This window comes from Pseudomonas sp. KCJK8993, from assembly GCF_046230915.1.
Classification (GTDB): domain Bacteria; phylum Pseudomonadota; class Gammaproteobacteria; order Pseudomonadales; family Pseudomonadaceae; genus Aquipseudomonas; species Aquipseudomonas piscis.
Genome location: NZ_JBJJLO010000134.1, coordinates 1 through 16,512, shown reverse-complemented (window position 1 = coordinate 16,512; position 16,512 = coordinate 1). Strand labels below are relative to the sequence as shown.

Below are 16,512 nucleotides of genomic sequence, written 5' to 3'. Positions count from 1 at the left end.
CGGCGTCGTCAGATGTGTATAACAGACGGTCCATTGACTGACCCCAAGTCCAGAAACCAATCGGCCGCCCGACTCCAGGGAGTCAAGGCGGCCGCGGGGCATGCCTGCCGTCCAGGTCAGGCCTGGGCCTGGCTCTCCTGGCGTTTCTGCCGGGCCCGGCGGGCCAGCATGTTCAGGCACTCGATGGCAGCCGAGAACGCCATCGCCGCATAGACATAGCCCTTGGGCACGTGGGCACCGAAACCTTCGGCGATCAGGGTCATGCCGATCATGATCAAGAAGCCCAGCGCCAGCATTACCACGGTCGGGTTGTCATTGATGAACTTGGCCAGCGGCTCGGCGGCCAGCAGCATCACCAGCACCGAGACCACTACGGCGATGATCATGATCGGCAGGTGCTCGGTCATGCCCACGGCGGTAATGATGCTGTCGATGGAGAACACCATGTCCAGCAGCAGGATCTGGCCGATCGCCGCGGCGAAGCCGATGGCCACGCTGGGCGTCTCGGGCTTGGCCTCTTCAGGCTTGGAATCCATGCTGTGATGGATTTCCGTCGTGGCTTTCCATACCAGGAACAGGCCGCCGGCGATCAGGATCATGTCCTTCCAGGAGAAGCTCTGCCCCATCACCTCGATCACCGGCTCGGTGAGCTGGACGATGAACGCCACCGTGCTGAGCAAGGCCAGGCGCATGAACAGGGCCATGCCGATACCCAGCCGCCGCGCCTTGGCCCGGTGCTGTTCCGGCAACTTGTTGGTGAGGATGGAAATGAAGATCAGGTTATCGATGCCAAGCACGATCTCCATCACCACCAGGGTCGCCAGGGCGACCCAGGCGGTGGGGCTGGCGGCAAGCTGTAAAAGGTAATCCATGGTTCAATCCTGGCTCGGTTGAATGAAAGGTCAGATTTCCTGGGACGATTCGGCCTGCTTGGCGTCCTCATCCTGGTCTTTGTCCTTGCCGACGACACCGCGGGTGGCATCGCTCAGGGCCTGCTCCGCCGCCTTGTGAGTGTCGTCGATGGCTTGCTTGGCCACTTGCGCCGTTTTATCCAGCACGTGCTGGGCACTCTTTTCCGCCTGATCACAGCCCGCCAGGGTCAGCATAGAGAGGGCCAGCAGCGTGACCGCGCCCAGGTTCTTCAATGACATGCTCTTTCCTCGATAGAACGGACAGGACCAAGGGATGGCCCGTCGATGGCGTGGCATTCTAAGGAGCGCGATACTTCAGGAAAATTCGTATTTTTAGCAGTTATACTTCGATTTTTTCGAATACAGGCCAGCCATGCTCAACTACCGCCAATTGCACTACTTCTGGGTCGTGGCCAAGACCGGCAGCATCGTCCGCGCCTGCGAGCAGCTCAACCTGACGCCCCAGACCATCAGCGGGCAGATCACCCTGCTGGAGCAGACCTATGGCGTGGAACTGTTTCGCCGGGTCGGGCGCCAACTGGAGCTGACCGAAGCCGGGCGCCAGACGCTGCCCTATGCCGAGCAGATGTTCCAGCTCGGCGGCGAACTGGAGGCCATGCTCCGGGCCCGCCCCGATGAACAGCAGATCCAGTTCCGCGTGGGAGTGGCGGATGTGGTGCCCAAGTCCATCGTCTACCGGCTGATCGCCCCGACCATGGAGCTGAGCGAACCGATCCGCCTCACCTGCCGCGAAGACAAACTGGAACGCCTGCTCGCCGACCTGGCCATCCAGCGCCTGGACCTGGTGATTTCCGATAGCCCCATGCCAAGCCACCTGGATATCAAGGGCTACAGCCAGAAGCTGGGGGAATGCGGGATCAGTTTCTTCGCTACCGAGCAGCTGGCGCGCCTGCATGGCGCCGACTTTCCCCATGGCCTGCACGGGGCGCCACTGCTGATTCCCGGGCAGGAAACCGTGGTCCGCAGCCGCTTGCTACGCTGGTTCGCCGAGCAGCAACTGCAGCCGCGGATCATCGGGGAGTTCGACGACAGCGCCCTGATGCAGGCCTTCGGTCAGTCCGGGAGCGGTATCTTCATCGCCCCCAGCGTGATCGCCGATGAGGTGCGCCAGCAATATGGGGTGCAGCTGCTTGGCCAGACCGACGCCGTGGCCGAGTCGTTCTATGCCATTTCCGTGGAGCGCAAGGTCAAGCATCCCGGCATCGTGGCCATCACCGAAGGGGCGCGACGCGAATTGTTCACGCCCCTCGGCCACTGAACCTCAGGACGCGCAGGCCTGGGGAGCGGCCTCCGCCTTCATCAACAGCATCGCCAGGACGATGGACAGCAGGATGAAACCGGCCGCCGTGAACCCCAGGTGACCCAGGCCGAAGGTATCGATCACCCGGCCGCCGACCATCGCCCCCAGGCCCACGCCGATGTTGGCCCCGGCGATGTTCAGCGAGGCGGCGAACGCCGGCGCCTGCGGGGCGGCCTTCATCATCCGCACATGGCTGACCAGGAACATCGCCGCCTGGGTCATGCCCCAGACCCCCATGGCCGCCGCCAGCCCCAGGGTCGAGTGAATGCTCGGCACCAGGGCCACCATGCCGCCCATCATCAAGGCACAGAACACCATCGAGGCGATCAGCGGATGGCGGTCCACCACTCGGCCTCCCAGGGAGTTGCCGATCAGCCCCACCGCGCCGAAGCCCATCAGGCACCAGCCCACCAGGGTGCCGTTGAAGCCGGCCAGGCGCTCGAGGATGTCCGCCAGGTAGGTATAGGCGGTGAACATGCCACTGAATACCAGGATCGACAGCAGCACATGCCCGAGCATCAGCGGATTGCGCAGGATGCGAAACTGCGAGCCCAGGCTGGCCTGTTCGTCATGCACCGCGGTCTTGGGCAAGTAGAGGTACAAGAGCAGTGCCTTGGCAAAGGCCACCAGGGCGAGGATGGCGAACGCGCTGCGCCAACCGAAGACGTCGGCGATCAGGGTACCCACCGGAATCCCGAATACCGTGGCGCAGACGATGCCGAAACCGATCTTGGAGATGGCACGCCCGGCATCGTCCGGTCCGACGATATCCACCGCGGTTTCACTGGCCAGGGCCCAGAACACCGGCAACCCGAGGGCCGGCACCAGCCGGGCGAAGGCCATCACCCAGATGTTCGGCGCCAGGGCCGCCACGGTATTGGAGAGGCCGAACAGCACCAGCACGATGATGAACAGCTGCTTGCGCGGGAAACGCGCGAAATAGGCGGTCAGGAACGGGCCGAACGCGGCGACGGTGAACGCGAACAGGGTCACCAGCAAGCCGGCCTGGGACACGCTGACCTGCAAGTCGCGGGCGATCGCCGGCAACAGGCCGACGATCACGAACTCCGTGGTCAGGATGGTGAAGCCCGCGGCCGATAACAGCAGGATGGGAAACAGCATGAAAACTCCAGCGACGACGAATGACAGCGAGGCCCGAAGGGCGCGCTGAGCGGATAGGAAAAAAGGGATGGCGAATACTAACAGAGCGGGTCCGGGTCAAGGCAACCTCAAGCTGCTATCCCGGCTACCGACAAGTGGCAGATCGTCACATCGGCACGGGAAGCCGGGCCTGCTGTGCTAAAGTCCGCTCCCTGCCCCAAACGGACACCGGGCAAGCGCCTGTCACGTGACCGGCCCGAGCGTCCGTTGCTTTTCCGACCGCAGCCTGGTGTCGCGGTTCAATCCCGAGGCCGCGCCCTGCGGGACCGCCAATACGCACTGCACATTAAAAAAATAGAGATACCTTCATGAGCGCTTCACCTCCCTCTTTCCTGCAATCCCTCAAACGCCTGAGCCTGGTGACCCAGATCGTCATCGGCCTGATTGCCGGCATCGCCCTGGCACTGCTGGCGCCCGAGGCGGCCAAGGCCACCGCCTTCATCGGCAAGGTGTTCGTCTCGGCGCTCAAGGCCGTGGCGCCGATCCTGGTGTTCGTGCTGGTCATGGCGTCGATCGCCAACCACAAGCACGGCCAGGAAACCCACATCCGGCCGATCCTGGTGCTCTACCTGCTGGGCACCTTCGCCGCCGCGGTGGTGGCCGTGATCGCCAGCAGCCTGTTCCCGTCGTCCCTGGTGCTGGCCACCCACGACGTGGCCGTCAGCGCTCCCGGCGGTATCAGCGAAGTCCTGCAAAGCCTGCTGCTGAGCGTGGTGGACAACCCGGTCAGCGCGCTGATGAACGCCAATTTCATCGGCATCCTGGCCTGGGCCATCGGCATGGGCGTGGCCATCCGCCATGCCGGGGAAGCCACCCGCAACGTGCTCGAGGACCTGTCCAGCGGCGTGACCCTGATCGTGCGGGTGGTGATCCGCTTCGCGCCCCTGGGGATCTTCGGCCTGGTGGCCTCGACCCTGGCCACTTCCGGCTTCGATGCCCTGCTCGGCTACCTGCACCTGCTGGCGGTGCTGATCGGCTGCATGCTGTTCGTGGCCCTGGTGATGAACCCGCTGATCGTCTACTGGAAGATCCGCCGCAACCCCTTCCCGCTGGTGCTGACCTGCCTGCGCGAAAGCGGTATCACCGCCTTCTTCACCCGCAGCTCGGCAGCCAACATCCCGGTCAACCTGGAGCTGAGCAAGCGCCTGGGCCTGCATGAAGACACCTATTCGGTGTCCATCCCCCTGGGCGCCACCATCAACATGGCCGGTGCGGCGATCACCATCACCGTGCTCACCCTGGCCGCCGTGCACACCCTGGGCATCGCCGTGGACCTGCCCACCGCCGTGCTGCTGAGCGTGGTCGCGGCCATCTGCGCCTGCGGTGCGTCCGGCGTCGCCGGTGGCTCGCTGCTGCTGATCCCGCTGGCCTGCAGCCTGTTCGGCATCCCCAGCGAAATCGCCATGCAAGTGGTGGCCGTGGGCTTCATCATCGGCGTCCTGCAGGACTCGGCGGAAACCGCGCTGAACTCCTCCACCGACGTGCTCTTCACCGCCGCGGCCTGCATGGCCCAGGAAGACAAGGGCCAGGCAGCAGCCTGATTGCGCCCCATTGAAAAAGCCCGGCCAGGGTTAACCTGGCCGGGCTTTTTCATGCCTGCAACCCAGTCGGGAGCGGGATCAGAAGGCGCCCATGTAGTCACGCTTGCCCACTTCCACGCCGTTGTGGCGCAGGATGGCGTAGGTGGTGGTGACGTGGAAGAAGAACTGCGGCAGGCCGTAGCTCAGCAGGTAGGACTGGCCGCTGAAGCGCTTCTCTTTCGGAGTACCCGGGCGGGTGACGATCTCGATGCCTTCCTTGCCGTCGACCTGGGTCGGCTGGATGGTGTCGAGGAAGGCCAGGACCTTGGCCAGCAGCGCCTGGAGCTCGGCGAAGGTGGTTTCGCTGTCGTCATACTTGGGCAGCTCGATCTCGGCCAGGCGCGAGGAGACACCCTTGGCGAAGTCCACGGCGATCTGTACCTGGCGCACCAGCGGGAACATGTCCGGATACAAACGCGCCTGGAGCAAGGCCGCAGGCTCGATGTTCTTCGCCGTGGCGTGGGCCTCGGCCTTGTGCAACACATCGCTCAGGGCCTTGAGCATCTGCTTGAAAACAGGAACGGAAGCGGCGTACAGGGAAATGGTCATGACAGTCTCGATCAACGGTGATGGGAATACAGCGAGCGCGGATTATAGCCCCAGGCCGTGACCCGGTGCGTCTTGCGCAATGCTCTGGCGGTAGACGCTGGGGGCCACGCCGAACCAGCGCTTGAAGCTCTGGGAAAAACTCGACAGGTCGCTGAAGCCCAAACGCTCGGCGATCTGGCCCAGGCTCAAGGCGGGATTGGCCAGCAACTCCAGCGCCCGGGCCCCACGCTGCTCGGCCAGCAACTGGCGATAGCTGGTGCCCTCCTCCTGCAAACGCCGCTTGAGGGTGCGCACGCTGGTGTGAATCAGGCGGGCCATGCCCGGCAGGTCCGGCACGCTGCCGGCGGGCTGCGCGTCCAGTTGCAGACGCACCTGCGCGGCGCTGCCCTGGGGCGCCTGCCGACGCTCCAGCAACTGCGCGCACATCTGCTCGCACATCGATACCGTGACCGGATTGGCCTGGGGCAAGGGACGCTGGAGCAAGCGCCGGTCGAACGCCAGGGCATGATCGGCCGCGCGAAACTCCGGGACTAGGCCGAAGATCCCACGGGCGTCATCCACGCCATGGCGAACCGGCGGCGCACCACGGCGGGTCAGCCGCAGCAGGCGAAAATCCTGGCCGACGATTTCCTTCATCAATACCGCCGCCGCGGCCATGTCCCGCTCCAGCAGGAACGTCCGCACCCGCTCGTCCGGCACCGCCGGCTCGCCAAAGGTCAGCACCCCAAGGCCGGGCTCCTGGTGGTAACCGATAGAGGCGAAGGCATAGGTCAGGGGCAAGAAGCGCAGGGCCAGGCGCAAGGCGTCGGCCGGGGTCGCGCTGCTGATCAGGCCATAGCCGAACAAGCCATAGGTGGAGAAGTGATAGCGCAGGCCCACCTCATGGCCCAGCCCCGGCGGGTGCCCCAGCAAAGCCAGCAAGTTACCCACCAGCCGCAACTCCTGGGCCGCCGACAACAGGCTGTTGGGGTCCTGCAGTTGCTCCAGGGACAGGCCCGAGCCGGCCAACAGGCGCGTCTGCGTCAGGCCCCGCTCGAGGCCGAAGTTCACCAGCAACAGGGCACTGGAGGATCCGCGGGTGAATGACTGAATGTTCATGGGCCAGCTCGTCGCAGCATGCTTTGGCCCAAATACTAAAGCACTTGTCCCCTTCCAGCATGGGGTCGGCGCCGGATTGCCTGCATGCTTGCTCCACCCGGCTCGTAGTCTCCCCTCGGGAAGTGGCCACATCCCACCACAACAATAACAACGAGGTCGTCATGCCAGCATCCACCACTGCTTCGAACTCCGCACCCGACGCCAGCCAGCCCCTGGAGGCCATCATCATCGGCGCCGGCTTCGGTGGCCTGGGCATGGGCATCGCCCTGCGCAAGGCTGGGGCCAGCCGCTTCGTCATTCTGGAGAAAGGCCAGGACGTCGGCGGAGTCTGGCGCGACAACAGCTATCCCGGGGCCGCCTGCGACGTGCCCTCGCACCTCTACTCGTTTTCCTTCGAGCCCAATCCCCACTGGTCCCGGACCTTCGCTCCCCAGGCGGAAATCCACGCCTACCTGCGGCACTGCGCCAAAAGCCATGGCCTGGAACCGTTCATCCGGTTCGGCGCCGAGGTCCGCCAGGCCAGCTTCGACCAGGAGCTGGGCTGCTGGCAGGTGACCTGCAACGACGGCCAGGTGCTGCTGGCGCGCCTGCTGATCAGCGCCACCGGGCAACTGAGCCGTCCAATGCTGCCGAAGCTGGCGGGCATGCAGAGCTTCGCCGGCCAGATATTCCACTCCGCCACCTGGAACCACGACTACTCCCTGGCCGGCAAGCGGGTCGCGGTGATCGGCACCGGAGCCTCGGCGATCCAGTTCGTGCCGCAGGTCGCCGCCCAGGTCGCGGCGCTGAAAGTCTTCCAGCGCTCGCCGGCCTACATCATGGCCAAGGCCGACCGTCCCTACAGTCCCCGGGAAAAACAGCGTTTCGCCCGCTACCCGCTGTGGATGAAGTTGGTGCGCGCCGGCCATTACCTGCACTTCGAGTCCCGCGCCCTGGGTTTCACCCGCTTGCGCGGCCTGATGCGCTGGGCCGTGGGCCGGCCCTTCCATAAGTTGCTGGAGACTTCGGTGTCCAACCCGCGGCTACGCCGCCAGATGACCCCGGACTATCCCATCGGCTGCAAGCGCATCCTGCTGTCCAACGACTACCTGGCCACCTTCGACCAAGCCCATGTGCAATTGCTGACCCAGGGCATCAAGCGCATCACCGAGCACGGTATCCAGACCCAGGACGGCGAGCAGCACGATGTGGATGCGATCATCTACGGCACCGGCTTCGCAGCCACCGAGTTTCTCTCGCCGATGCACATCACCGGCCGCAACGGGCTCGACCTGAACCAGGCCTGGCAACAGGGCGCGGCCGCCTACCTGGGGCTCAGCGTGCCCGGCTTCCCGAACTTCTTCATGCTCTACGGCCCCAACACCAACCTGGGCCACAACTCCATCATCCATATGCTGGAAAGCCAGATCGCCCATGTGCTGAAGGCTCGCCAGGCCCTGCTGGCCAGCGGCGCCCGCACCGTGGAAGTGGATGAGCGCCCGCACCGGCGCTTCCAGCTGCGGATCCAGCAACGCCTGGCCAACTCGGTGTGGAGCGGCTGCAAGAGCTGGTATGTAGACGAGCAAGGTCACAACAGCACCAATTGGCCCGGCTTCACCTTCACCTATCGCTGGCTGGCGCGATACGCCGGGCTGGCGGCCTACCAACTCTCCAGCCCGCTGGACCCGGCCTCGCCGGCGAGCGGGCGCAGCATCGCCGCCCCCCGGGACTGGCTGGAGCGGGCCAACGCGGCCTTCCTCAGGCTGTTCCTGCGCTGCACCTTCAGGGCCCTGATCGGCCCGCCACGGGCCCTGGCCAGCCAGCGCAAGCTCGTCGCCGGCTTGTCCTGGCTGATGCCGCCAGCCCTGGGGGTCGCTCGGCGGCGCACGCACCTGGGCCGGGTACCGGTGCAGATCATCGAACCCAAGGCCACTGCCGCCAGGGGCACGATCCTCTACCTGCACGGCGGCGCGTTCTGCCTCGGCAGCCCGGATACCCACTACAGCGTCACCAGCCGCCTGGCCAAGGAAAGCGGCTGTGCCGTCTGGGTCCCCGACTATCGACTGGCCCCGGAGCACCCCTACCCGGCGGGGCTGGACGACTGCCTGGCCTGCTATGACGCGATCCGCGCCCAGGGTTGCCCGGCCGAACAACTGCTGATCGCCGGCGACTCCGCCGGGGGGGCGCTGGCGTTGGCCCTGGCCCTGGCCTTGAAGGAACGGGGCGACGGCATCGCCGCCGGGCTCATGCTGTTGTCGCCAGTCACCGACCCGACCCTGGCTGGCCCCAGCTTGCAGAGCCGCCACGGCGTGGACCCGATGATTCGCCGCGACTGGCTGGAACAGGCCCTGCAAGCCTATGGCGCGCCCGATCAAGGCCTGTTGCACCGCCCCCTGGAGGCCGAGCTGGACGGCCTGCCACCGATGCTGGTGCAGGTGGGTGACCAGGAGCTGCTGCTGTCCGACGCCTGCCGCCTGGCCGAGCACGCCCGGGCCTGCGGGGTGCCTTGCGAGCTGGAGATTCACCACGAGCGCTGGCATGTCTTCCAACTGCAGGCCTTCTACCTGCGCTCGGCCAGGAATGCCCTGCGCACCCTGGCGCGCTTCGCCGGCCAGTGCCTGGAGCAACCGCCCGCAGCCGATGCCCGCCGGTCACCTGCGACGGCAAAAGTGTCTACGCAAGCACAACCCGGTTGACCGCCAGCGGCCACGCCCTCGCCCAGGCGTGGCCCGGCACCCGGTTGCATGCCTGTCACCAAGTTCTGATGGCCAGGAACCGCTTCTGCGGGTAAAACAGAGCCCCTCGAAAGCGGCCGTCATGGCCGTGGATACCCCCAGTACCCAGCAGGCGACCTGAGCGGGCTATCCACGCGTCTTTCCATCAGACACCAAGGGAGCAGTACTCATGAGCAGCGAACACGAAACCTCCAGCGAACCCCTGCGTCTTGGCAGCACGGAAATCCGCATCCTGGGTTCGTTGATCGAAAAGCAGGCCACCAACCCGGAAACCTATCCCCTGACCCTCAACGCCCTGGTCATCGCCTGCAACCAGAAGACCAGCCGCGAGCCGGTGATGAACCTGACCCCGGGCCAGGTCGGCCAGAGCCTGCGCAGCCTGGAGGCCCAGGGTTTCACTCGCCTGCAGATGGGCAGCCGCGCCGATCGCTGGGAGCAGCGCCTGGAAAAAGCCCTGGAACTGGTGCCGGCGCAGTTGATCCTCTGTGGCCTGATGTTCCTGCGTGGCCCACAGACCGTGAACGAACTGCTGACCCGCAGCGGGCGCATGCACGACTTCGAAGACAGCGAGCAGGTCCTGCACCAGCTCGAGCGCCTGGTGGCCCGCGGCCTGGCCTTGCACCTGCCGCGCCAGGCCGGCCAGCGCGAAGACCGCTACACCCATGCCCTGGGTGACCCGGCGGACATCGAGGCGATCCTCGCCGCCCGTGGCAACCCGGTGGAGCGCAGCAGCGGCGCCAATGTGTCGCTGGAGCGCATCGAAGAACTGGAAGCGCGGGTCGCCGCCCTCGAAGAACGCCTGGCCCGCCTGGAAGGCTAGGCCTCGGCCACTGCCGAAGGTTGCGACCACTTCGCGCGCCTTCGGCTCACCGGCCCCTTCAAGCCCGGGCGAAGGCCACGGCCTGCTGGAACTGCTCTTCGCTCGGACGTACGCCGGTGTACAGCACGAACTGCTCCAGGGCCTGGATGGCAATCACTTCAAGCCCGGTGATGACCTGCTTGCCCGCAGCCCGGGCCTGTACGATCAACGGCGTCTCGGCCGGGACCGCCACCACATCGAACACGATATCCGCCGCGGCGATGGCCTCGGCCTCGAAGGCCAGTTGCTGTGCCTCGGGGCCGCCACTCATGCCGATCGGCGTGACGTTGACCAGCATCCGCGGACGCAGGCTGCCCAGCTCCGCCTGCCACTGGTAGCCCAGGGAGCGGGCCAGGGCACGGCCGGCCACCTCGTTGCGGGCCACGATCACGCCATGGGCATGACCGCCGTCGCGCAAGGCACTGGCCACCGCCTTGGCCATGCCACCGCTGCCGCGCAGGACGAAGGTGCAGTCCTTGGGCACCGCATGGGCCGCCAGCAACTGCGCCACGGCAATGTAGTCGGTGTTATAGGCCTTCAAATGACCGTTGGTGTTGACGATGGTGTTGATCGAGGCAATGGCCCGGGCCGAGTCGTCCAGCTCGTCCACCAGGGCGATGCAGTCTTCCTTGAACGGCATGGATACACCGCAGCCACGGATACCCAGGGCCCGGATCCCACCGACCGCACCCGGCAGGTCCTGGCTGCTGAAGGCCTTGTAGTAGAAGTTCAGCCCCAGTTGCTCATACAGGTGATTGTGAAAGCGCAGGCCGAAGTTCCCCGGACGCCCGGACAACGACATGCACAACTGGGTGTCTTTATTGGGGTTCATTTGCATCTTCATCTCCTCGCCGGGCACTTTCGGATAGACGGGATTGGTCGGCCAGCCGCTTGTGCCCGATCATATCGGCGCTTGTTCAAAGGGCTCTAGCCGTCCAGGGATAACGGTAAAGAGACCGGTACAGACCTTACACAACATTTACTCAACGGCTGTGCAGATTTTGCGATAACCACTGTCTTAGAAGTATCCCCGCGTCAGTTCTCGAGTCTGGTGCAGACCATAAACGCAGGGGTTGAACCGAGGAAAAACCATGATCTCCAAAATCCCCAAGCTAGCCCTGCTCATTGGTGCACTCGCTGTCGCCGGCCAGGCATCCGCCCATGGCGGTGGCTGGGCCGGGCCCGCCGCGCTGGGCGCGGTCGTCGGCGCAGCCGTCGTGGGTTCGGTGGTCGCCAACCAGGATCGCCCGGTCTACGTGCAACAGGCCCCGGTGTATGTGCAACCAGCCCCGGTGTACGCCGCCCGACCGCCCCCTCCGGTCTACTACCAACCGGCACCGGTCTATGTGCAACAGCCGATCTACTATCGCCCGGCACCGGTCTACTACGGGCCACCCCGTGGCTACTACGGCCATCCTCATTACTACTACGGCCCTGGCCGCTGGTAAGGGGCAGCAGGATCAAACGACAGGCCCCGCCCTCCAAGGCGGGGCCTGTTGCATTCCGGCTCCGGCCGAATGTCTGAATAATTCTGCAGAATGTCGTGGCTGGAACAGTAATTGCGTTCAAATCCGGCAATAGTGTGCCGATCCCAAGGATGCCCCGGGCGACATGGGATGGTCATGTTTGTGTCATCCCAGGGCTGCAAGATCGATCCAGTCCGATCGCCCCACGCCCATAACAACAAGGACGCTCCCCATGCCTACGCAAAATCCGCACCGCGTTGCCGGCCTCTGCACCTCCAGCCGGGTGTATGACGCCCTGACCGAGCTCAAGCACCTGGAAGGCCATCGCAACGCCAAGTTCCTGTCCCTGCTGACCCAGAATCTGGTGCGCAAGGGCCTGCTCAACGAGCATGAGGTGCTGCAGATGCTCGACCAGGTCGTGGACTGATCCCGCGCGCGCCGTGGGTGAATATCCTGCCCAGCCATCGATGTCCATTATCGATCCGGGTGATTTTTCGTAGCACTGGGCACTTTGTAAGGTAACCGCTCCCATAAAGGAGCTTCCCATGCCCAAGGTTCAGATCATGTCCGTCGTCGGTAGCGCCGTCCCCGCCCCACTGCGGGAATCGGGCTTGCTCGCCTGCTGGTACCTGGTCCGCGATGGCGAGACCGTCAGCGGCCCCCTGGCTTCATTAACCGCCGCCCAGGCCCTTTCCCGGCAACTGGATCGCCAGCCAGTGCACGCCTAGCTGCCTGAACGTTGACTGCAAGAACGATGTCCCGCAGACCCGGCACCAGGCCGTTCAGGGCAAGGGCAAGCGCGCCCGTGGCCGGGTCTCGACGAACAGGCCCCAGCTGGACAGGAACAACGCGGCGATCAAGGGGCCGATGACGAAACCATTGAGGCCGAAGATCGCCAGGCCGCCCAGGGTCGAGACCAGGATCAGGTAATCCGGCATCCGGGTATCCTTGCCCACCAGGATCGGTCGTAGCAGGTTGTCCACTAGGCCGATCACCAGCACCCCGAACAGGCCCAGCACCACGCCCTGCCAGATGGCCCCGCTGAGCAGGAAGTACACCGCCACCGGCCCCCAGACCAGCCCCGCGCCCACTGCCGGCAACAGCGACAGAAAGGCCATCAGCACCGCCCACAGCAACACGCTGGGAATATCGAGGAACCAGAAGATCAACCCGCCCAGGGCGCCCTGGGTCACCGCCACCAGCACATTGCCCTTGACCGTGGCCCGCACCACCCGGGTGAACTTCAATTGCAGGCGCCGCTTCTGGTATTCCGCCAGCGGTACCGCGGCGCGGATCTTGCGCACCAGCTCCGGGCCATCGCGCAGGAAGAAAAACAGCAGGTAGAGCATGACGGAGAAGCCCACCAGGAATTCGAAGGTGCCCTGGCCGAAGCTGAACGCCTGGGTCGCCAGGTAATGACTGCCCTGCATCGCCCCCTTGGCCACCTTTTCCTGCAGGCCCTGGAGCTCGCCGAGGCCGAAGCGGTCCAGCAAGCCCTGCACGGAGGGCGGCAAGCGATGTTTGAACAGCTCCAGGTAGCCGGCGATGTCCAGTTGCCCGCTCTCGATCTTGCGATACAACTCGGCGCCTTCCTGGACCAACAGCACGCTGATGGCGATCACCGGCAGGATGGCGATCACCAGGCAGATGCCCAGGGTGCACAGCGAGCACAGGTTGCGCCGGCCCCCGAGGCGCAGCAGCAGGCGGCGCTGCAACGGCGCGAAGAGAATGCCGAGGATCACCGCCCAGAACAGCGCACCGTAGAACGGCAGCAAGATCCAGATGAAGGCCACACTGACCAATGCCAGCAACAGCAGCAGGCTCTTGTTTTGCAGGTTGTTCTGATTCATGTCCGGTCCAGGTCGGTCAACGCCGGTTGGCGTCCTGGGATTTAGTCCGCCGCCAGGTCGCCAAGTGCCGTATTTTCTCTAGCGGATATAGACCCAGGTCAATGAATGCCCGCGGGCGCTGCCTTACCCTCGCGACCTTTTGCGACCGACAGCCCCATGACGCTCCTCGCCAAACCCGAACTCCTGGCCCCCGCCGGCACCCTCAAGAACATGCGCTATGCCTTCGCCTACGGCGCCGACGCGGTGTATGCCGGACAACCGCGCTACAGCCTGCGGGTGCGCAACAACGAATTCGACCACGCCAACCTGGCCCTCGGCATCCGCGAGGCCCAGGCCCAGGGCAAACGCTTCTACGTGGTGGTCAACATCGCCCCGCACAATGCCAAGCTCAAGACCTTCCTCAAGGACCTGGCGCCGGTGATCGAAATGGCCCCCGACGCGCTGATCATGTCCGATCCGGGACTGATCATGCTGGTACGCCGGCACTTCCCGACCATGCCGATCCACCTGTCGGTGCAGGCCAACACGGTGAACTGGGCCAGCGTCGAGTTCTGGCAGCAGCAGGGCCTGAGCCGGATCATCCTGTCCCGGGAGCTGTCGCTGGAGGAAATCGAGGAAATCCGCCAGCAGGTGCCGGCCATGGAGCTGGAAGTCTTCGTCCACGGCGCCCTGTGCATGGCCTATTCCGGGCGCTGCCTGCTCTCGGGCTACATGAACAAGCGCGACGCCAACCAGGGCACCTGTACCAACGCCTGCCGCTGGAAATACAAGGCCGAGCAAGCCACCGAGAACGACCTCGGGGAAATCGTCCAGACCTTCGAGCCCGAACCGACCTTGGGCCTGGGCGCCCCCACCGACCAGGTGTTCCTGCTCCAGGAAGCCAATCGTCCGGACGAGCAGATGCCGGCCTTCGAGGACGAACACGGCACCTACATCATGAACGCCAAGGATCTGCGGGCGGTGCAACACGTGGAGCGCCTGACGCGCATGGGCGTGCACTCGCTGAAGATCGAGGGCCGGACCAAGTCCCACTTCTACTGCGCCCGTACCACCCAGGTCTATCGCCGGGCCATCGACGATGCCGCCGCCGGGCGCGAGTTCGACCGCAGCCTGATGAACGACCTGGAATCCCTGGCCCAGCGCGGCTACACCGAGGGTTTCCTGCGCCGTCATGTGCATGACGAATACCAGAACTACCAGAACGGCAGCTCGGTGTCGGAGCGCCAGCAGTTCGTCGGCGAACTCACCGGACTGCGCCGCGATCGCCTGGCCGAGGTCAAGGTGAAGAACCGCTTCGCCCTGGGTGATCACATGGAACTGATGACGCCCAAGGGCAACTTCCACTTCGACTTGCATGAGCTGCACGACGCCCAGGGCCAGGCCATCGCAGTGGCCCCGGGCGACGGCCATACCGTGTACCTGCCGATTCCCGACCAGGTGGACCTGCGCTTCGGCCTGCTGATGCGCGATATCGGCGCCTGAGGCGCAACGCCCTCACCTTCCACCGCCATCCCCTGTCCGAGCACCGCCCGGCGTGAACCACGCCGGCTGCGGGCATCCCCCGCGGTCCTGCCCAGGACCCGTCACGAAAGCCTGATAAGCATGATCGACAACGGTCTGCGGCCGCCGCCCGGATATCGTTGAATCAGGCCTGCCGCTGCCCGCAAACGCCCGCAGCAGCGGGCCTGGCTGCCCCGGCCCACGCGGCTGGGGACTATGCGGGACGTTATACTTTTCGGCCGCGAAAGCAGACCGCGTTCGCGAAAAAGCAGCTCCTGCAGTAGCAGAATTACAACGATAAATACAAAGGAATGTCTTGATTATGTCCGACTCCAATCTGCATCGGCTCGCCAGCCAATTCTCTCCCAGACCCATGGAACATCGCCTGGAACTTCGCCATCTGCGCTACTTCAAGGCGGTGGCCGAAGAGTTGAGTTTCACCCGTGCGGCGCAGAAGTTGCACATGGCGCAACCCCCGCTGAGCCAACAGATCAAGCAGCTGGAAGAAGATCTCGGCGCCCTGCTGTTCGAGCGCCAGAGCCGGCCACTGCGCCTGACCGAGGCCGGCGGCCAATTCCTGCTCAAGGTCCGGGCCATCCTCGACGCCGTGCAGTCCAGCGTCAGGGAGATCCGCGGCCTCGCCGAAGGCCACACCGGGCGCCTGTCCATCGGCTTCGCCGGCTCGGTGATGTACAACCGGCTGCCGGAAGTGCTGGGGCTGTTCCAGCAGTGCCACCCGGATGTGGAACTGTCGTTCAAGGAACTGCTGGCGGCGGACATCGCCCCGGCGCTGCTGGAGCATCACATCGACATGGGTTTCGCCCGGCCCCCGATCGATGACGACCCGGCGATCGAGCAACGCTTGCTGCTCAAGGAACCGCTGGTGGTGGCGCTCCCGGCCAGGCATCGCCTGGCCGGGCACAAGCACCTGGAACTCAAGGACCTGGATAACGAGAAGACCGTGCTCTATCCGCGCTATCCGCTGCCGAGCCTGACCGACCGGATCCTGTCCCACCTCGAGCCGCTGGGGATCAAGTTGCGCATCGTGCAACAGATCGAGAACCTGCAAGCCGCCCTGGGCCTGACCAGGGCCGGGGTGGGGCTGACCTTCGTGCCCCAGAGCGTCGGCGCCGAGCAGCGCCAGGGCATCGTGTTCCTGCGAATTCGCGGCAATCCGCTGCACTCGCCCCTGAGCGCCGCCTGGCTGCCGAGCTCCAACTCGGTGGCCCTGCGCAATTTCCTGCCCCTGCTCAGCCTGTTGGGAGAAGACCCCCAGGCCCTACCTACCCCCGGCAACCGGGATAACGGCTCCGGTGACATAGCTCGCCGCGGCTGAGGCCAACCAGCACACGCAGTCGGCCACCTCCTCCGGCAATCCTGCCCTGCCTGCGGGCACTCCCGTGGACATCTCAGCCAACCGCTCGGGTTTTCCGGCTGCGGCGTGCAACCCTGTCTCGATCAAACCCGGAGCCACGGCATTGACCCTGATGCCTTCATCGGCGA

17 protein-coding genes are annotated in these 16,512 nt (G+C 65.1%); 9 read left to right on the top strand and 8 right to left on the bottom strand.

Annotation, left to right across the window (positions count from 1 at the left end; genetic code table 11):
- Positions 1-116: 116 nt before the first annotated feature.
- Both ACK6AU_RS28105 and ACK6AU_RS28100 read right to left on the bottom strand, forming a co-directional pair.
- A complete protein-coding gene (locus ACK6AU_RS28105; protein WP_022639738.1) occupies positions 117-872 on the bottom strand; it encodes a TerC family protein in 756 nt (251 codons plus the stop codon).
- 30 nt (positions 873-902) lie between these two features.
- A complete protein-coding gene (locus ACK6AU_RS28100; RefSeq protein WP_409302785.1) occupies positions 903-1,151 on the bottom strand; it encodes a hypothetical protein in 249 nt (82 codons plus the stop codon).
- Positions 1,152-1,284: 133 nt separating this feature from the next.
- Here ACK6AU_RS28100 and nhaR point away from each other — a divergent pair, with 133 nt between their 5' ends.
- On the top strand, positions 1,285-2,190 hold the full coding sequence (gene nhaR / locus ACK6AU_RS28095; RefSeq protein ID WP_185698941.1) for a transcriptional activator NhaR: 906 nt from the start codon (positions 1,285-1,287) through the stop codon (positions 2,188-2,190).
- A 3-nt stretch (positions 2,191-2,193) separates the two neighbouring features.
- On the opposite strand, the gene ACK6AU_RS28090 is transcribed toward nhaR, so the two are convergent.
- A complete protein-coding gene (locus ACK6AU_RS28090; protein WP_409302782.1) occupies positions 2,194-3,354 on the bottom strand; it encodes an MFS transporter in 1,161 nt (386 codons plus the stop codon).
- Positions 3,355-3,701: 347 nt separating this feature from the next.
- Here ACK6AU_RS28090 and sstT point away from each other — a divergent pair, with 347 nt between their 5' ends.
- A complete protein-coding gene (gene sstT / locus ACK6AU_RS28085) occupies positions 3,702-4,934 on the top strand; it encodes a serine/threonine transporter SstT (protein ID WP_185698939.1) in 1,233 nt (410 codons plus the stop codon).
- Positions 4,935-5,012: 78 nt separating this feature from the next.
- On the opposite strand, the gene ACK6AU_RS28080 is transcribed toward sstT, so the two are convergent.
- Positions 5,013-5,522 (bottom strand): DUF1993 family protein, encoded by a 510-nt coding sequence (locus tag ACK6AU_RS28080; RefSeq protein ID WP_409302780.1) that lies wholly within the window; start codon positions 5,520-5,522, stop codon positions 5,013-5,015.
- A 42-nt stretch (positions 5,523-5,564) separates the two neighbouring features.
- Positions 5,565-6,620, bottom strand: a complete 1,056-nt coding sequence (locus tag ACK6AU_RS28075) for an AraC family transcriptional regulator (RefSeq protein ID WP_409302778.1) — start codon at positions 6,618-6,620, stop codon at positions 5,565-5,567.
- 161 nt (positions 6,621-6,781) lie between these two features.
- Here ACK6AU_RS28075 and ACK6AU_RS28070 point away from each other — a divergent pair, with 161 nt between their 5' ends.
- On the top strand, positions 6,782-9,295 hold the full coding sequence (locus ACK6AU_RS28070) for a flavin-containing monooxygenase (RefSeq protein WP_409302776.1): 2,514 nt from the start codon (positions 6,782-6,784) through the stop codon (positions 9,293-9,295).
- 208 nt (positions 9,296-9,503) lie between these two features.
- Entirely contained in the window at positions 9,504-10,154 is a 651-nt protein-coding gene (locus tag ACK6AU_RS28065) for a YceH family protein (protein ID WP_409302774.1), read from the top strand.
- A gap of 58 nt (positions 10,155-10,212) precedes the next feature.
- Here the strand turns inward: ACK6AU_RS28065 and ACK6AU_RS28060 are convergent, their stop codons facing one another.
- A complete protein-coding gene (locus ACK6AU_RS28060; RefSeq protein ID WP_185698934.1) occupies positions 10,213-11,031 on the bottom strand; it encodes a shikimate 5-dehydrogenase in 819 nt (272 codons plus the stop codon).
- A 253-nt stretch (positions 11,032-11,284) separates the two neighbouring features.
- On the opposite strand from ACK6AU_RS28060, the gene ACK6AU_RS28055 reads away from it, so the two are divergent.
- The 3 genes from ACK6AU_RS28055 to ACK6AU_RS28045 all read left to right on the top strand — a co-directional run bounded on the left by ACK6AU_RS28055 (position 11,285) and on the right by ACK6AU_RS28045 (position 12,387).
- Positions 11,285-11,641, top strand: a complete 357-nt coding sequence (locus ACK6AU_RS28055; protein ID WP_409302772.1) for a hypothetical protein — start codon at positions 11,285-11,287, stop codon at positions 11,639-11,641.
- 250 nt (positions 11,642-11,891) lie between these two features.
- Positions 11,892-12,086: a hypothetical protein gene (locus ACK6AU_RS28050; RefSeq protein WP_022639748.1), complete on the top strand. Its 195-nt coding sequence runs from the start codon at positions 11,892-11,894 to the stop codon at positions 12,084-12,086.
- Between the two features lie 118 nt (positions 12,087-12,204).
- Positions 12,205-12,387, top strand: coding sequence for a hypothetical protein (locus ACK6AU_RS28045; RefSeq protein ID WP_185698932.1), 183 nt, complete (start codon positions 12,205-12,207; stop codon positions 12,385-12,387).
- A 54-nt stretch (positions 12,388-12,441) separates the two neighbouring features.
- On the opposite strand, the gene ACK6AU_RS28040 is transcribed toward ACK6AU_RS28045, so the two are convergent.
- Positions 12,442-13,509, bottom strand: coding sequence for an AI-2E family transporter (locus ACK6AU_RS28040; RefSeq protein ID WP_152899428.1), 1,068 nt, complete (start codon positions 13,507-13,509; stop codon positions 12,442-12,444).
- A 156-nt stretch (positions 13,510-13,665) separates the two neighbouring features.
- Here ACK6AU_RS28040 and yegQ point away from each other — a divergent pair, with 156 nt between their 5' ends.
- Both yegQ and ACK6AU_RS28030 read left to right on the top strand, forming a co-directional pair.
- Positions 13,666-14,991 (top strand): tRNA 5-hydroxyuridine modification protein YegQ, encoded by a 1,326-nt coding sequence (yegQ, locus tag ACK6AU_RS28035; RefSeq protein ID WP_409302769.1) that lies wholly within the window; start codon positions 13,666-13,668, stop codon positions 14,989-14,991.
- 340 nt (positions 14,992-15,331) lie between these two features.
- Entirely contained in the window at positions 15,332-16,345 is a 1,014-nt protein-coding gene (locus ACK6AU_RS28030; RefSeq protein ID WP_409302767.1) for a LysR family transcriptional regulator, read from the top strand.
- Here ACK6AU_RS28030 and ACK6AU_RS28025 read toward each other — a convergent pair.
- Positions 16,289-16,483 carry an SDR family oxidoreductase gene (locus ACK6AU_RS28025; RefSeq protein ID WP_409302787.1) on the bottom strand — a complete coding sequence of 65 codons (195 nt, stop codon included), beginning with the start codon at positions 16,481-16,483 and terminating at the stop codon, positions 16,289-16,291. The genes ACK6AU_RS28030 and ACK6AU_RS28025 overlap by 57 nt on opposite strands.
- Positions 16,484-16,512 lie beyond the last annotated feature (29 nt).

What these genes read in the sequence shown, in the direction of transcription:
- ACK6AU_RS28105 (WP_022639738.1), bottom strand. Translation starts at nt 872, where the DNA reads ATGGATTACCTTTTACAGCTTGCCGCCAGCCCCACCGCCTGGGTCGCC.
- ACK6AU_RS28100 (WP_409302785.1), bottom strand. Translation starts at nt 1,151, where the DNA reads ATGTCATTGAAGAACCTGGGCGCGGTCACGCTGCTGGCCCTCTCTATG.
- nhaR (WP_185698941.1), top strand. Translation starts at nt 1,285, where the DNA reads ATGCTCAACTACCGCCAATTGCACTACTTCTGGGTCGTGGCCAAGACC.
- ACK6AU_RS28090 (WP_409302782.1), bottom strand. Translation starts at nt 3,354, where the DNA reads ATGCTGTTTCCCATCCTGCTGTTATCGGCCGCGGGCTTCACCATCCTG.
- sstT (WP_185698939.1), top strand. Translation starts at nt 3,702, where the DNA reads ATGAGCGCTTCACCTCCCTCTTTCCTGCAATCCCTCAAACGCCTGAGC.
- ACK6AU_RS28080 (WP_409302780.1), bottom strand. Translation starts at nt 5,522, where the DNA reads ATGACCATTTCCCTGTACGCCGCTTCCGTTCCTGTTTTCAAGCAGATG.
- ACK6AU_RS28075 (WP_409302778.1), bottom strand. Translation starts at nt 6,620, where the DNA reads ATGAACATTCAGTCATTCACCCGCGGATCCTCCAGTGCCCTGTTGCTG.
- ACK6AU_RS28070 (WP_409302776.1), top strand. Translation starts at nt 6,782, where the DNA reads ATGCCAGCATCCACCACTGCTTCGAACTCCGCACCCGACGCCAGCCAG.
- ACK6AU_RS28065 (WP_409302774.1), top strand. Translation starts at nt 9,504, where the DNA reads ATGAGCAGCGAACACGAAACCTCCAGCGAACCCCTGCGTCTTGGCAGC.
- ACK6AU_RS28060 (WP_185698934.1), bottom strand. Translation starts at nt 11,031, where the DNA reads ATGCAAATGAACCCCAATAAAGACACCCAGTTGTGCATGTCGTTGTCC.
- ACK6AU_RS28055 (WP_409302772.1), top strand. Translation starts at nt 11,285, where the DNA reads ATGATCTCCAAAATCCCCAAGCTAGCCCTGCTCATTGGTGCACTCGCT.
- ACK6AU_RS28050 (WP_022639748.1), top strand. Translation starts at nt 11,892, where the DNA reads ATGCCTACGCAAAATCCGCACCGCGTTGCCGGCCTCTGCACCTCCAGC.
- ACK6AU_RS28045 (WP_185698932.1), top strand. Translation starts at nt 12,205, where the DNA reads ATGCCCAAGGTTCAGATCATGTCCGTCGTCGGTAGCGCCGTCCCCGCC.
- ACK6AU_RS28040 (WP_152899428.1), bottom strand. Translation starts at nt 13,509, where the DNA reads ATGAATCAGAACAACCTGCAAAACAAGAGCCTGCTGCTGTTGCTGGCA.
- yegQ (WP_409302769.1), top strand. Translation starts at nt 13,666, where the DNA reads ATGACGCTCCTCGCCAAACCCGAACTCCTGGCCCCCGCCGGCACCCTC.
- ACK6AU_RS28030 (WP_409302767.1), top strand. Translation starts at nt 15,332, where the DNA reads ATGTCCGACTCCAATCTGCATCGGCTCGCCAGCCAATTCTCTCCCAGA.